Raw genomic sequence first — 12955 nt, 5'->3', positions numbered from 1 at the left:
CTGAGAACAAAGCCAGAGACTTTGCGCCGTGGCCTTCACCCGAAGGCTATTGTATCTCCGCAAGATTTCTCTTGCGGTGCCGCGGCCTTCCCGACATAACTACGCCGGTCACGCCCACGGCATGGGCGCGTCACTTTTCGTCGGTACTTGATCCCGGCAAGGATCGCCTGCCGACGCTCTGGGTGCCAATGGCCCGGCAAGGCCACTCGCGGGAGTTCTCAGGCTCCGCTCGGCACGATGTTCCCAATCCGTCGAATCGTCAAGCGCTCCCCTCGCGGGGAGGAAGCTTGCGCGCTGTCGATGGGCGCCGCAGGTATCCCACCCCAAGAGAAGTCTTGAAACTTCCCCGCAATCCTTTCCACTTTGCATAAGCCCAGAGGAAACCGGGACTCTCGGAAAATCGGCATCGCGATTCGCGGAAATCCGGTGTGTCGTCTCAGTGCGCGTACTGAACGCGTTTCACTGGAGATTGGTGCAATGACAGTCACGACTTCATCTCGCCGCGCCAGAATTATCCGGCGTGACAACAGTTGGACCTATTCCGAGACAGAAATCATCCGAAGCCACTGGCCAGATAGTGATGCCATCCGGAGCGCGCTAAAGCATCGGTCCAGCCTCGCCATTACGAACATGGCAAAACGACTCGGACTTGTGCCCCAACGCGACCAGCACATTTGGACTGCGGCCGAGATATCGCGGCTGCGTCGTCTTGCTGCCAGCGGAGCTTCTCGTCAGGAAATGGCTCGAGAGCTGGGCGTAACATTGAAGCAGGTCACCAGTCAGTTGAATCGTACAAGAATCCATGTCGCCAAACGCAGGCCCGTGATGGTTGGCGACGAACTCGTCGACGCGGTTCGGCAGCGGGCATTCGATGTTGACATGTCGCTTGCGACCCTGGACCGTTCGCTCGGGCGCCGAAAAACCTTCCAGACAATTGGGCGCGGGAAACCTGTTAACCCCGTCCACATCCATGAAGCCGTGAAGGCTCTTGGAGGAAGGTTGCTGGTCCAATGGCCGAGCGACTGATCGGCATCCGGCCTTTGATTGAGGACGCGATTGAACGTCTTATCGCCGTTCTGGACGATATCGATGGAGATCCCGATCTCGAAGTCGACGAAGTAGAAGAGCAGGACGATGCCGAAGCGGACGTGACCTGGCAGAGCGAAAGCGTGCCGTCGTTCTATCTGCTCGCAGAAGCTGCACGACGACGAGGCCGTGTTTGAATTCTGCCAGATGGAAGGCATCCACCAACTGTTGCTCGACGCGGCGGCGGACCGTAGCCCGCCGCCTCTTGCCTATCTCAGGTAATCGCGACATTCGCAGCAATCGGCCTGTTCGCAGCGAAGGTGTCCTTCGTGCTCATCCCGACTGCCCGTACTAAAGCGAGGCTGTGGATACAGGCACCACGCCTTAGCAGATGCAGAGCTTGCGCGCGCTCTCGATCGGCGCGATCTTCACTATGGGCTGATACACGCCCGGAGGAAATCGCATGCGCAGTTTCTCCATGATTTTGCTGGGCATGTCGCTCGCTATCACTTCTATCGCGCCGGCACAGGACGCAAAGTTCTCCGGCCTCACCGACCAGCAACTCGCCGACGCTATCGCTGCAACGGCAGACGGTCCCGACAAATGGGCCATGATGCACGAGGCAAACAGCCGAAAGCGCCAACACGATGATGAGGAGTTGAAGCTCCGGACGAAGGCGGCAGAAAGCGCCTTTAATTTCATGGAAGGACTGACGTCCGCGATTGACGGATTCGGAAGGGCGACACAACAACGGGATGCAGAAGCCCGAGCCGAAGAGGATTTTCGCCGCGTTCAGGAAAGAGCCATCGCCGAGGCACCGCGCCGGGATCAACTCGTCGCGGATGTCCGCGAGTGCATCGCCACGAACGCTCGATCGCTTTCTCGCGGTCAAGATGCTGCATATTTCATCGCAAATGCAGCCATCGACCTATGCCATGACCAGATCTTGCAGGCGGTTCAGAGCATCGCTATCGCGGAGATGAGGCCGCACCTGGTCGATCGATATTACAACCAGGCCATCGCGAATGTGAGAGAATCGGCGATTACCGTTGTCATACAGACGAGGGCAGGCCAATAGGCCGGCCTCGTGATGGTCGCGGGCCTATCGCTCTTAACCTGCAAAACGAGGACTGGATGTACCATATCATAGGAATACAGCGCGATGAGCAGCGGCATGCAGTGGCCGCGACGGAATCGCCACGGGATGCTCTAACCCGGTTTCGTGCAGCTCAAGGAGAATATCCCCGCGTCATAGTGCAGGGATCCGAGGGGGAAGAGATCGATGGATTCGAATTGAACCGACGCGCGTTGGTAGAAGCCGACCGTTAAAGACCTTGGCGCTGGTGAAGCCCATCGCGAGCAGCGCAAAGCCGTCGCGGTCCATCTCGTAGGCGCGTGACTGGATTGGTGCGCCGCCGCTCGGATTTTCGCGACTGACGACCGTCTCTCCAAAATTGGATAGACGCAGGTTCGGCTCCTGCTTGATCAAGTTATCGATGTCGCGAAGGACATGACCATGCTGCTTTCCAAACGACAGAGCCACATCTTGGCTCGTCGCGAACACCTCGCCGTCGCGGATTGCGACATACCTCGAACCGCTTGCACATAGGCACGCGCCGCGCGATGCTGTCGCGGATGGGGAGGCAGCGGCGTGATCGTTATTCCTGACTGCAAAGTCGCTTCAGCCGCTGGAGGTGTCTCGCTGGAACCGGCGCGCGGCGATGACGATGGGGTGCGTGCGTTCGACCGTAGTGTGAGAGCTTTCCTGCGAGAGAATCCCGACTATGAAATCTTCCTTCCGCACCGTTATCCCTTCAGTATCGAAGAGGTTTGGGATCACGTAATCATCAAGTTGTCGGCTTGATCGGAAAATCTCCGGAGAAACTCCGGAAGATGTCCGGAAAAACTCAGAGTTGCCGACCGAAGGTATCCGTATGACACGGATACCTTCCGCCAAGATCGGGTCTTCCGAGAGGCGCTTGCGCGCGCGCAGTTTTGCGCTAACCTTGCGCCAAGTCACAGCGGAGGAACGCGGATGCGCTTTCCATGCATGGTTCTGGAAACAGGCGGCACGTCGATCATCGTGAAAGGTGTGCTGGATATCGACGACGCGCAGCGCCTATTGCACGATGACGAATTTCTCGACGACATTGCCGGCGCCACCCGCAACGGCGTCCCTGTATGGGATCGCGTCGCAGCGTTGACGTGGCGGCCGGGGAGCGAAGAGGAAGGCGGGTGGTTGGAGCGCTCGGTCGAACACAACAACGAACGCTATGGCTTGACCAGCCCGAGCGGCGGCGTCTTCTTCCCCGGCATCGAGCCACGCGCCAATCCGGCATTGGACGATTTCATGAAGAGTTATGAGCGCGACGCGCTATTTCTCTGACACCGACAATCCCTCGTCGACCACGGATGGACTGGCGGCGAGGCTCACGGAGGGGCCGGGCATTGACCCGGCCCTTTCCATGCCGCGGGGCGAGTTTGTCCTGAGTTTGGGGCGAGTTTGTCCGCAAAATGTCCGCGTCAAGCACCACGGGGTGCCGTGACGATGTACGCCGCCACCGCCTTAAACATCTCCTCGCGCAACCTGTCTTGCGGGTGTGCGTCGCCGCTGGAACCGGTTCGCCGGACGCCGGTGATCGGGTCCGGCGTCGCCTCTCGCAACGGGTAGCCAAGCCCGCCCTGGTCGGCGAATGCCCATGACGGGCAAAGCGTGATGCCGGCATCGTTGCGCTCTGCGATGGCGCGCATGACGCCCTTGAGCAGCGGGATGTACTTGCCGGTCCAAATCTGGTCGCGAACAGGATCCCGGAACGTGCCCGGCATCCACCGAATGATCGACGCCGACGGATCGAAGGCGCGGACGCGGCGATAGAAATAGGCGTCGGATGCGTAGGCTAAGGCTTCGATTTCTTCGGCCGTCCCGGTTTTGATCTCGTTCGTCCCGAACCCCCAGAGGTATGTGGTCGGCTTCACGACGCCTCGCCCCGGCGGAACGCCGGTGGCGCCTTCGGCGAAGCGCTGAAAGTAAAAGCCAAAGTCGAGCACCTGGCCGTTGACCACGTCGGCCGGGTCGTCCGAAGGCTTTGCCGCGCGACCGAGTGAATTCACCTCTTGGGGCCAGTGCGGCCATGTCTTTGCGAAAAACTTGGCGACGGTCGTAGGGCCGCCAGGTCCACCGATGATCGGCCGGCCGGTGACGTGATTCGTGATTTCTCCGGCTTTCCAACTCGGACGCCCCTCACCAAGGGGGCCGCCGAATCTGACCATGTCGAGACTGTATTCCTGCAAAGTGCCGGTGAACCGGGGACGATATCCGCGCTCGCGCAACAGCTTGTCGAGCCAGGCGGCACCGCTGAATGAGGTGATGCTATCGCCGATCGGCATGATGACGAGGCCGAGATCGGGAGCACCGTCGATGACCAGACTGCCATCCTGCAGGCGGCGCTCGATGTAAGGTGTCCGCGGGACCGTCCGACCTTCTGGCGGAAAGAAGCCGCCGGTCTCCTCATCGGGAACCAACTTGCCGGCGGCCGGCGCGACGCGCACCATCTCTCTTTCGGTGAGATCGGGAGCCATCGGCGGCGCGCGGCGGGCAACACGAACTGTCAGCGCTACGGTCGCAAGATCACCGCAATACACCTTCGGGGCGACCATCAGGTCGGCCGTGGCGCCGAGCTGGTCAACGTCGATGCAAAGCTGATCATCACCGGCATAGGCCTTGCCGCTATCGCCCATCAGCACGGCGCGGCAGAGCCGGGCATCATCGCGATTCTGCAGGATGTTGCTCAGATAGAGGCAGGTCGTTTCGCCCGCCCAGCCGGCGAGCGTCGGGCCAATGAACGGTTCGATGTCGGTGGGCGTCATTCTGATCTCGTCACCGAACCGCTGGACGCCGATCGACCAGCACCCGAAATTAGTTGTGACCGACACCGGCGCCGGCCTCCCGCGCCAATTTCATGTATTTGTGGGCAGTCTTGGCCGCGATGCCCTCCTGCCCCTCCAGCCAGCGGGCGAACTCGCCGCGCGGCAACTCGGCTTTCTTCGCCATGAGCTGCCGGCCGACCTCGATGCGCTCCTGCGGCGTCCGCCAGCAACGGCTGAACGGCGGACGGCCCTTCTCCCGCTCGCTGGCATTGGTACGGCTGGCCTTATGATAGTCGGCCGCCTTGCCGGTGAGGCTGTCGTCGCGGAGCCGGCGGACATGTAGGTAAATCATTCCGACCAGCGCGGCGCGCTGCGGGCGGACGACCGAGCGCAGCTCATTCGTGATCGCCAGGTAGGGACCGAGCGGAACTTGATCCATCAGATCGAGGAAGTCGGACGGGCGTTCTTCGACGATGTCGGCACAGGCGCGGACCAGGTCGCTGATGCACCATAGCGTCACCTCGTCGATCAGCCATTGGTTGCCCTTGCCCTCGGCCAGGGTCATCAGCACGAGCCGCGTATGGGCCTCCCCATGGCGGCTGATGATGCGCGAGATCGTGGTGACCGCGCGCGTCTGACCGGGCTCGGGATAGCGACGGCCGTCGATCACCTCGATATCGAATTCATCGCAGAGAGCCTTCACGCGAGGATCCGTCATGCTGCCTCACGTGCAAGGCGGCGCTTCCGGCTGTTCGCACGGCTCTTGCGCAAAATCGCCAATCTCTCGGCTTTCCGTGCGGCTTCCTCCGGATCGATACGCGGAAAGAGTTTATCAGGCGGCGCCAAGCGCCAGAGCAGTGCAGAGGTCATCAGCGCGATCGTCGGGGCTTCCTTGGACCGGAGCGCCGTGGCCCATTTGCGGAGCTCAAGCAGGTTGACCTGGTCGAACGCTTCGAACAGCGCGCCGTCGACATCGACACGGCCGGACAGCACGACGGCCGACACGGCCTTGAGGGCATCCGAGAACAGCGCCAAGCCGTTTCCGGTTTCCGTGAAGAGGCGCAGCACGAGGGCGAGGTGCGCCTCACCGTGGGCGATGCCGATCTCTTTGAGCGTGCCCTTTGAAGCGCACATGCCGGGCGGCCGGTGAGCATCGGCCCGGTAATCCTTGGGCTCGACGAGGTGAACGCCGCACTGCTGGGCGATCTTGTGGATGTCGCAACCCCACTGGCCTTTCCGTGCGCGGGGCATCAGATCACCGTGACCCCAAGCGTCTTCCGGACTTCTTGGCTCCGGGCCGTATCGCCTCGACTTCAAGCGGCATGTACAAGGGGTGGGAAACGGCGTTTCGGGTGACGAGTTCAACGTCCCGCGAAGCGTCGTTGTAAAGGGCTGTTGCCAGAACCGCCGCCGGCATGGAAACGTCGAGCTTGACGATGACAGTTTCCGGCAACTCCGCGCCGACGCGCGAGAGATAGGTCACGGCGGCATCCCGTGCATTGATCATCCCGGCAGAAGCATCCGGATCGTCGAGCGTCGCCAACTCATTCGAAAAGCCGCCCGCAACCGCCTCCCGCGCGGCCAGGGCATCGGCACGCGAACCGTAGGTGATGCCGATCATGGCCTCGCAGCGGTGCAGAAGGGCGAGGCGCCGGACCAGCGCCGCGACGTCGGCCGTCAGCGCCTTTTCGGCCCTCACCGAAAGACAATCATATGGCGACGTAATCGGCTGCGGCGCAAAGGTGATCAACGGCTCCAGAACACGCGCCAGTTCCGCCTTGTCGGCGGCGCCGTCTTGGATGGCGCGAAATATCTCCGAGACCGCCACCGAGAAGCCGGATACCGCGACTTCCTGATCGGCAACGAACCGATTGTTGGCGACGAGATCGGCGCGATTGCCCTGATAGGCGAGCATCGTGGCATCTGCAGCGATCTGCCTGATCAAGAGTTCGGCCTTCGACGCCTGTGCGGTGCTCTTGAAGCGGATCGACCGACGCACCGTCGTCAATGCCGCGGCGGAAAGCCTGATCGTCTCCGCCGCTGCGTCCCGCGCTACCGCGGGCACTATGGAGACCGGCGAAAACCGCCGCATCAAAGAATCGAACGTGCGGCCAAAGAGAGCCTGCAGCGCTAGCTCCGCCAGCGCGTTGGCGTTGAGCACGGATCCCGCCAGCAGGATCACGGAAACCAGCCCGCCGCGCCCCGGGGCTTCGAGAACGAAGTCCATCTCGATCAGGATGCGGCCCATCGCATCGGCCTCGAAGGTCGAGTGACAGGTCAAGCAACGGGCGTAGGACATACCATGGGCACCGCGACTCGATAGATCGAGAAACCCAGCGCCTGGTTCTGAACATTTATCCATGAGCCTCTGAGCTTGAGTGTGACAGTCATCACCATGGACGTAACCATTGACGGCTACGCGTTGGTGCAGACGCCCGAGGTCCTCGTTATCCCAGCTTTCTCGGCTCGGATATTCATGCGTGACAACGCGGCGTCCACCGGAGACGGTGTCACTTTCGATCTCGAAATTTACACCCTTGAAGGATGCCGGCTTCATGAAATCCGGCCAGGCGCGACACGCGGTCATTAGTGTGAACTCCGAAAGCTACAAGTTCCTGGCGTCGGCGGCCCAATGGACACCCAGCTTGCCGCCGACGACGGTGGAGGCGTTCCCGGTGCACGCGAGGTCGAAACCCTTCTCGGTGATCGCCGAAGCCGCCGCCGCTGAGCAATCGGCGCCGGCCGTGAGGTCGCGAACCTGGGCATTGGCAGCTGCGGGATTATAGAGGGTGACCGCCGGGGTACCTCGCATCGGGACCGGGAATATGATGCGCGGCGCGCGTTCGGTGTTCGCTCCAGCTACGGGAGCGGGGAAAGTGAATTCGCCGGTACCAGCGCCCAGGTTTTGCGCCGGCGCGGTCGCGGCGTTCGGGCTCTGTTGGTAGTATCGCAGCGCCCACGCCCGCTGTACCGCGAGATCGGGCACCTCGAACGGCGTCGCCAGGTCCCCGACTTCCAGCTTGACGTTCGTGATCTCGAAATAGTCGTTGGCGCCAGCTGTTCCCACGACGCCTGCGCCGTACAGAAATCTGATAGCGAGATGCGTGGCGTTGGCGGGGATGATGTAAGGTGCAAACGTGTGGCGCTGGGCCGTCGGACTGATGACCTTCGGGCCGAGTTGGCCGGAACTGACGCCACCCGTTGCAAACGCGACACTACTGCCCAAATCCATCCCGAATTGCTCATCCCCGCTGGCGGTGCCGGTGGAGATCGTGGCGCTGATACTTGTCCCCGAAAAATCAGCACCGGCGCGGATATCGGCAGAGAGAACAACCTTCTTACCGGCCAACTGCAGAACAAGTTCGCGTGGCAGCGCCTGCCCGACACGCCTCGCGTCGCTGTTGGTGCTGGCGCCAGGATCGACCCCGACGCGCATGCAGTAGCGCGAGCCGGAGAAACCCGCCTGGCGAGAATAGGTACTGCCGGACGCGCCTCGCACCTTCCATAGGTCGGCTGCGGCGTAAGCCGATGTTGCAACGCCTGCACCCGATTGTGTGACCCCACTCTGCCAGATATCGAAGCTCGGATTGAGAATGTAATTCTTGCTGGGCTGTATCGCGCGCAACAGGAGTTGCCGCAGAAGAGTGTCGTCCCCTTCAACGTCCGTTATGCTGAAGTAGGCGCGGGCGTTTCTGAATTGGGCAATGATGCTATTCCAATCCTGATCGTGGATACGGGTGCCAGGTCCAGCATTGGACGCCCACTTTTCAACACCGGCGTCGGTGTTGACGTGGGCGGGCCGGATGGAAGTTGAGAAATCGTTATCCTTGGGATTGAAGTTGCCGACCACTCAATTGATCCTTCTGATTTCAAGGCGGCGCTCGATGGCGTCGATGACTTGGTTGACAGTGACGCCGCGATCGGCGGCGGCGATCTCGACACGGCGCCGACCCAGCAGTTCCGCAGCCTCGCGTGCCGCTCTGTCGATGATGGCGGCACTGTCAGGATCCGGACACGGGTGCAGTCGGTCGGCTTGCCGCCAGACGTTGAATGCGCGCCGTCCGGCACGAAGAGCGGCGTCGACATCGGCCGGCGTCGAGGTGATCAGCATGGCGCGGTCGAACAGCGCGTGAAAGGCATCGAGCCGCAGCTTGACACGGGCGGCGCGTCGATTGTGGGTTGCGAGGGCGGGCAGGCCGGCGAGCGCGTTCATGGGCTCACCGTAAGGTAGGCGCCGCCGCCGCGCCGGCAGCGGCGACGCCAAGCGCGCGAGGAGCGCGCTACATCGGCGGGCATGGAAACCGCCGAATCTTTCATTGGACAGAACCGCAATTGCGGCGGTCGAGATGGGTGAGCGTCTGCGTCACCATAAGGTCGACCTGCAAGCCGCGGGTCGCCGCGGCGATATGCAATGCCATGGTGATGATCTGCTCGGCACTTTGACCTGCCAGGCGATCGATATCGCGGCGCCGGGCATCCGTCGTTGCGGGATCGATGTCGGCCACCGCGCGCCATTCTTTGAAAAGCGCGGCGGATGCGATCATCGCCTCAACGACCTTGATTTCGTCAGCGTCGGGCTGATGCAGTGCACGGTACGCGAAGTCGAGCGTCGCGGCGAGCGAGACGGTATAGGAAATACGGGATTCGAGTGAAGTCGTCATTTCCGGGCCTTCTGCAGTTCATGCAGGAGCACGGTCTCGACAGTGATGCCGGCGAGACCAATATCGGCAGCGCTGTAGCTGACTGCGGGCGGCTCATGCATCGGTTCCGGCGCGACCCTTACGGCGATAGGGAATTGCGCCTCCGCCGACCTGACCTGAGCTTCCGCGTCGGCCGGCACGGTCACGAAAGACACCTCGTAAGGCGTCCAGCGCTCCACGATGTGTTGCTCGACTTGACCCTTGTTCTGCGCCTCGACGATGCGGACCTGGTCGATGCTATAACCGACCGACACGTTCTTGATGATGCGCTCGGCAACTAGGTTGAAAACGCGATCTGCGGCCTTATCGACGCCGGCCGATGGGAAGCGGACAGTGGCCCAAGCCTCACTGCCGTTAATCCAGGCGCGATCAACTACAGCCAACTGCGCCGCCGTGGAATAGAGGTTGTGGCTATCAAGCACCGGTGCACCGGCGTTCATGCGCGAGAGGTCGACGGCGTCCTTGCTGACAAGCAGCGTTTCATCGAACGGGACGACCGTGTCCCAGCCAACCCACTTGCGGCGGCGGACCTTCGCACCCGTCGAAAACACGAGATTAAACGTCCGATTCGATGTCGCAACCTCGGTCAGGGGGGCCAGCCGGTGCTGCATCGGTAGTTCGGCTGGAGCCTTTCGGGTTTCAACATTCCGAGCCGCCAAGGGTGTTATTACATGCGAGTAGCGTTCAGCGGGAAGGAAAGGCAGGATTGCAGCGCCCCGCATGTCGCGAACGCGCAAAAGCTCCGCTGCCAGACGTTCTATGTAGTTCCAGCGATACTTGAGTTCTGCGCGGGTTGTCGCAATCGACATACGGATTACAGATTCTAGCGCGCTGAGGTTGTTGATGAGGCGCAGGCCCTCGAGATCCAGGACGATGTTCTTTACGTCGTATCGCCCGCCATCCAGAGCGCGTTTCGGATCGACCACCGTTGCGCTTGCCAGCGGCCCGGCGAGATGGACGGATATATCTCTGATCAGTCCAGTCCTGCGCTCGGCGTAGGTATGAGCATCGTGGCGCGGTCCAAGCTCTGAGAACCCATCGAAGTCGGGGATTCCGGTCCTGTCGCTCCCGACAACAATGCGTTCAACACTTTGGCCGTTAACGTGGCCGATGACTGCATGCGCGGCCTCATGCAGCGAAATCTCACGAAAGCGGTCGGTTTCGGGAATAGCCTGGCCCACTGGAAATTGGATGGAACGCCACATCTGGGCTACTCCACCGCGCCGCTGTTGCGGGCCTCGATCTCGTGGGTGACGTTTACCACCAGCTCGCCGCGGGGATCCTTCGGACGGCGGCGCGAGGCTTCCGCAAGCGCCTCGACCTGCGCCAGAACGGTATCCGCACCGCTGCCGAGTTCTCCGTAGAGGCCGCCGATGCTGCCGACCGGCCGCCATAGATCATCGGCACCGGGCGCGAAGCCCGGCAAAGTTACGGAGCCGGCCAAGGGAATTGGCAGATGGGGCGAGAGACCGAGTTGCGTTCGAATTTCGATCCGGCGTCTTTTCTCGACCAAGTACTTATTCAACTGGGTGTAGTTGCTGTGAACGCGGGTTTCGATGTAGTGTCGGCCGTTCTCCTCCTGTACAGGGCAGGTTGCGAGAAGGCCCTCGTCGACAAATCCCCATTGTTCGTTGGTGCCTGCGTAGTGCCATGCCCACGCCTGCGGCTTCCGCGACAGTTCGATGGTCGACGTGCCGGGGATGCCGCGTGCCGTCTGTTCTGGCGATTCGATCTTGGCCGAGCCGGTCGGCAAATCGCTGTTGGCAGCGGCGATGATGCGCTCGGCGGCGGCAATCCGGCGGATGACATCGATAATCGTTTGGGCCGCGGGGACGTAGTCGCGCAGGGCGGTGAGACCTTCGGCATGTGCAGCCAACGCGGCCTCGTATTTCCGCTTCCTCTGAGTTTCGGCGTCTTCGGCCTCCGCCGCGGCCAGCTTTTCCGCGAGCGCATCTTTGACCGCGAACAGCCGTTCGATACCGCGATTGGCAGCGGCAATGTCGGCATCGATGGTGGAAAGTTCGGCGTCGGTCGCCGTCAGCAGCATGTCCCGGCGGCGCCGCTCCAAGGCATCGGCAGCGCGCTCGGCGGTATCGATCTCGGACGGCAACGCGGCCGCACGGTCGCGAAGCTCGGCAAGCTTCGGCTTCGGCTTGCGCAAAAATCCGAGAATGTCCTTCAGGTCCATCGGCCTTCCCTTCATCTGCTGAAAAGGGTGAGCGATTGAACGTCAAAAGGCCATTTCGGAAATTCTCGGATTTCCTACGATTTTTTATGGTTCGACCGGCCTGCGAGATAGTTTCGAAAGGCGCTTTCTGAGATCAGCCAGCTTCCCCGGCCGTTGATCTTCGAAGCGAAAGCATGATCCTTCCCATAGGTTGCGCACCACATGTTGACGGTGCCGGCCGTCTTCCGCGCGATCGATGCTGCCTCTTTGATGGTTATCAGACGGTCAGGGCGGGCACTGATCGACGGTGGATGTTCGATCACCACTCGACCGCCCGATTGCCGCCGCTGCAACTCTTCGTCGACGATACGTCGGACGGCCGCCAGGTCGTCGGTGTCGGCATCCGTCGCGACAGCCGCGATGATCTTAGCGAGGGCGATGGGCGAGGTCACGGCGCGGTTATTGCGCTAAACCGAGCTTCTCCAAGAGCTGGAAACTGCCCTCTCTCTTGAGAGAGGCGGCTGTCATTGTCATCCATTCGATGGCCCACGCGATCCTGATCGTAAAGCCTTTCCCGGTGCCAAAATGACCCCGTTGCGCGTATGGCATGCCGGCGCGCAGGCAGAGCAAAAGTTGCTCCGAATCGAGGCGCATCAGCGGAGCGGCCACATCGAAATCGAACAGCATCTCGTCCTTGTCGTCATCGCCGTAGATCTCAGGCCAGGCGTCCAGCCTATCGAATATCAGGTCAGCGTGCTTCGTTTCAGACCGTTCCGAGTTGCGAGAGACCTTGTCCAGGTGGCGCCATGCTGTTGCGAGGCTCCATCCGTCGTAGCGCCCAGCACGCCCATCAGGTGTCACGCCGCGTAAAGCGGCGGTGACTGTACGACGGTCGCGCCCCAGCTTCTCCGCTAACCCATTGAGTGTGAATAGCTTTTCAGCCATAATACGTTCTTCCCCTAGTTGTGGTGGTACGAAACTCAAAAACCCGAAAAACGCTCAAACGGTGCCGCGCGAATAACCCGCGCCGGGCACCCCTCTGGGAAGGACCCAAAGGCCCCATCCCACCCAAAACCCCAATGATTTCAGGTATTTGTGAGCGATTTGAGGGCTGCGTCAGATAGCGCTCGCGCCGGTTGTATTGTGGGCGCCGACCTCGCTGAGTCCTCCCCGGCCAAGGCTGAATGCGGGTTAT

General features: G+C 61.5%; 17 protein-coding genes. 5 read left to right on the top strand and 12 right to left on the bottom strand.

Annotated features, from left to right (window positions below):
* Positions 1-477: 477 nt before the first annotated feature.
* From ACSBOB_RS14795 to ACSBOB_RS14785, 3 genes are all read left to right on the top strand, one after another.
* Positions 478-1026: a hypothetical protein gene (locus ACSBOB_RS14795; protein ID WP_442583145.1), complete on the top strand. Its 549-nt coding sequence runs from the start codon at positions 478-480 to the stop codon at positions 1024-1026.
* Entirely contained in the window at positions 1011-1223 is a 213-nt protein-coding gene (locus ACSBOB_RS14790) for a hypothetical protein (RefSeq protein WP_442583144.1), read from the top strand. Before ACSBOB_RS14795 ends, ACSBOB_RS14790 begins: the two co-directional genes overlap by 16 nt.
* A gap of 266 nt (positions 1224-1489) precedes the next feature.
* Positions 1490-2104 (top strand): hypothetical protein, encoded by a 615-nt coding sequence (locus ACSBOB_RS14785; RefSeq protein WP_442583143.1) that lies wholly within the window; start codon positions 1490-1492, stop codon positions 2102-2104.
* Positions 2105-2275: 171 nt separating this feature from the next.
* Here the strand turns inward: ACSBOB_RS14785 and ACSBOB_RS14780 are convergent, their stop codons facing one another.
* Complete coding sequence (locus tag ACSBOB_RS14780) at positions 2276-2590, bottom strand: Rha family transcriptional regulator (RefSeq protein WP_442583142.1); 315 nt, start codon at positions 2588-2590, stop codon at positions 2276-2278.
* Positions 2591-2677: 87 nt separating this feature from the next.
* On the opposite strand from ACSBOB_RS14780, the gene ACSBOB_RS14775 reads away from it, so the two are divergent.
* Both ACSBOB_RS14775 and ACSBOB_RS14770 read left to right on the top strand, forming a co-directional pair.
* Positions 2678-2890, top strand: a complete 213-nt coding sequence (locus ACSBOB_RS14775) for a hypothetical protein (RefSeq protein ID WP_442583141.1) — start codon at positions 2678-2680, stop codon at positions 2888-2890.
* 171 nt (positions 2891-3061) lie between these two features.
* A complete protein-coding gene (locus ACSBOB_RS14770; protein WP_442583140.1) occupies positions 3062-3412 on the top strand; it encodes a hypothetical protein in 351 nt (116 codons plus the stop codon).
* 137 nt (positions 3413-3549) lie between these two features.
* Here the strand turns inward: ACSBOB_RS14770 and ACSBOB_RS14765 are convergent, their stop codons facing one another.
* The 11 genes from ACSBOB_RS14765 to ACSBOB_RS14715 all read right to left on the bottom strand — a co-directional run bounded on the left by ACSBOB_RS14765 (position 3550) and on the right by ACSBOB_RS14715 (position 12705).
* Positions 3550-4893: a DUF2635 domain-containing protein gene (locus tag ACSBOB_RS14765; protein WP_442583139.1), complete on the bottom strand. Its 1344-nt coding sequence runs from the start codon at positions 4891-4893 to the stop codon at positions 3550-3552.
* 49 nt (positions 4894-4942) lie between these two features.
* Positions 4943-5611, bottom strand: coding sequence for a DUF3102 domain-containing protein (locus ACSBOB_RS14760; protein ID WP_442583138.1), 669 nt, complete (start codon positions 5609-5611; stop codon positions 4943-4945).
* Positions 5608-6144: a hypothetical protein gene (locus ACSBOB_RS14755; RefSeq protein WP_442583137.1), complete on the bottom strand. Its 537-nt coding sequence runs from the start codon at positions 6142-6144 to the stop codon at positions 5608-5610. The genes ACSBOB_RS14760 and ACSBOB_RS14755 overlap by 4 nt, the downstream gene beginning before the upstream one ends.
* Positions 6145-6148: 4 nt before the next feature.
* Complete coding sequence (locus tag ACSBOB_RS14750) at positions 6149-7480, bottom strand: DNA circularization N-terminal domain-containing protein (protein ID WP_442583136.1); 1332 nt, start codon at positions 7478-7480, stop codon at positions 6149-6151.
* An 18-nt stretch (positions 7481-7498) separates the two neighbouring features.
* Entirely contained in the window at positions 7499-8743 is a 1245-nt protein-coding gene (locus ACSBOB_RS14745; protein WP_442583135.1) for a hypothetical protein, read from the bottom strand.
* On the bottom strand, positions 8744-9106 hold the full coding sequence (locus ACSBOB_RS14740; protein ID WP_442583134.1) for a hypothetical protein: 363 nt from the start codon (positions 9104-9106) through the stop codon (positions 8744-8746).
* Positions 9107-9206: 100 nt separating this feature from the next.
* The gene (locus tag ACSBOB_RS14735) at positions 9207-9554 is read right to left on the bottom strand and encodes a hypothetical protein (protein ID WP_442583133.1); all 348 of its coding nucleotides are present in this window, start codon (positions 9552-9554) and stop codon (positions 9207-9209) included.
* A complete protein-coding gene (locus ACSBOB_RS14730; protein WP_442583132.1) occupies positions 9551-10798 on the bottom strand; it encodes an HK97 family phage prohead protease in 1248 nt (415 codons plus the stop codon). The genes ACSBOB_RS14735 and ACSBOB_RS14730 overlap by 4 nt, the downstream gene beginning before the upstream one ends.
* A gap of 5 nt (positions 10799-10803) precedes the next feature.
* A complete protein-coding gene (locus tag ACSBOB_RS14725; protein WP_442583131.1) occupies positions 10804-11781 on the bottom strand; it encodes a hypothetical protein in 978 nt (325 codons plus the stop codon).
* Between the two features lie 74 nt (positions 11782-11855).
* A complete protein-coding gene (locus ACSBOB_RS14720; RefSeq protein ID WP_442583130.1) occupies positions 11856-12212 on the bottom strand; it encodes a hypothetical protein in 357 nt (118 codons plus the stop codon).
* 7 nt (positions 12213-12219) lie between these two features.
* On the bottom strand, positions 12220-12705 hold the full coding sequence (locus ACSBOB_RS14715) for a hypothetical protein (protein WP_442583129.1): 486 nt from the start codon (positions 12703-12705) through the stop codon (positions 12220-12222).
* Positions 12706-12955 lie beyond the last annotated feature (250 nt).

Origin of the sequence: Mesorhizobium sp. KACC 23794 (genome assembly GCF_052180275.1) — a bacterium.
Lineage (GTDB): Bacteria > Pseudomonadota > Alphaproteobacteria > Rhizobiales > Rhizobiaceae > Kumtagia.
The sequence above is the reverse complement of the archived record's forward strand: the minus strand, read 5'-3'. Positions and strand labels throughout refer to the sequence as shown.

Coding starts and splice junctions, on each gene's coding strand:
- ACSBOB_RS14735 (WP_442583133.1), bottom strand. CDS start 9,554: ATGACGACTTCACTCGAATCCCGTATTTCCTATACCGTCTCGCTCGCC.
- ACSBOB_RS14725 (WP_442583131.1), bottom strand. CDS start 11,781: ATGGACCTGAAGGACATTCTCGGATTTTTGCGCAAGCCGAAGCCGAAG.
- ACSBOB_RS14765 (WP_442583139.1), bottom strand. CDS start 4,893: ATGACGCCCACCGACATCGAACCGTTCATTGGCCCGACGCTCGCCGGC.
- ACSBOB_RS14740 (WP_442583134.1), bottom strand. CDS start 9,106: ATGAACGCGCTCGCCGGCCTGCCCGCCCTCGCAACCCACAATCGACGC.
- ACSBOB_RS14790 (WP_442583144.1), top strand. CDS start 1,011: ATGGCCGAGCGACTGATCGGCATCCGGCCTTTGATTGAGGACGCGATT.
- ACSBOB_RS14785 (WP_442583143.1), top strand. CDS start 1,490: ATGCGCAGTTTCTCCATGATTTTGCTGGGCATGTCGCTCGCTATCACT.
- ACSBOB_RS14760 (WP_442583138.1), bottom strand. CDS start 5,611: ATGACGGATCCTCGCGTGAAGGCTCTCTGCGATGAATTCGATATCGAG.
- ACSBOB_RS14795 (WP_442583145.1), top strand. CDS start 478: ATGACAGTCACGACTTCATCTCGCCGCGCCAGAATTATCCGGCGTGAC.
- ACSBOB_RS14750 (WP_442583136.1), bottom strand. CDS start 7,480: ATGACCGCGTGTCGCGCCTGGCCGGATTTCATGAAGCCGGCATCCTTC.
- ACSBOB_RS14770 (WP_442583140.1), top strand. CDS start 3,062: ATGCGCTTTCCATGCATGGTTCTGGAAACAGGCGGCACGTCGATCATC.
- ACSBOB_RS14730 (WP_442583132.1), bottom strand. CDS start 10,798: ATGTGGCGTTCCATCCAATTTCCAGTGGGCCAGGCTATTCCCGAAACC.
- ACSBOB_RS14755 (WP_442583137.1), bottom strand. CDS start 6,144: ATGCCCCGCGCACGGAAAGGCCAGTGGGGTTGCGACATCCACAAGATC.
- ACSBOB_RS14715 (WP_442583129.1), bottom strand. CDS start 12,705: ATGGCTGAAAAGCTATTCACACTCAATGGGTTAGCGGAGAAGCTGGGG.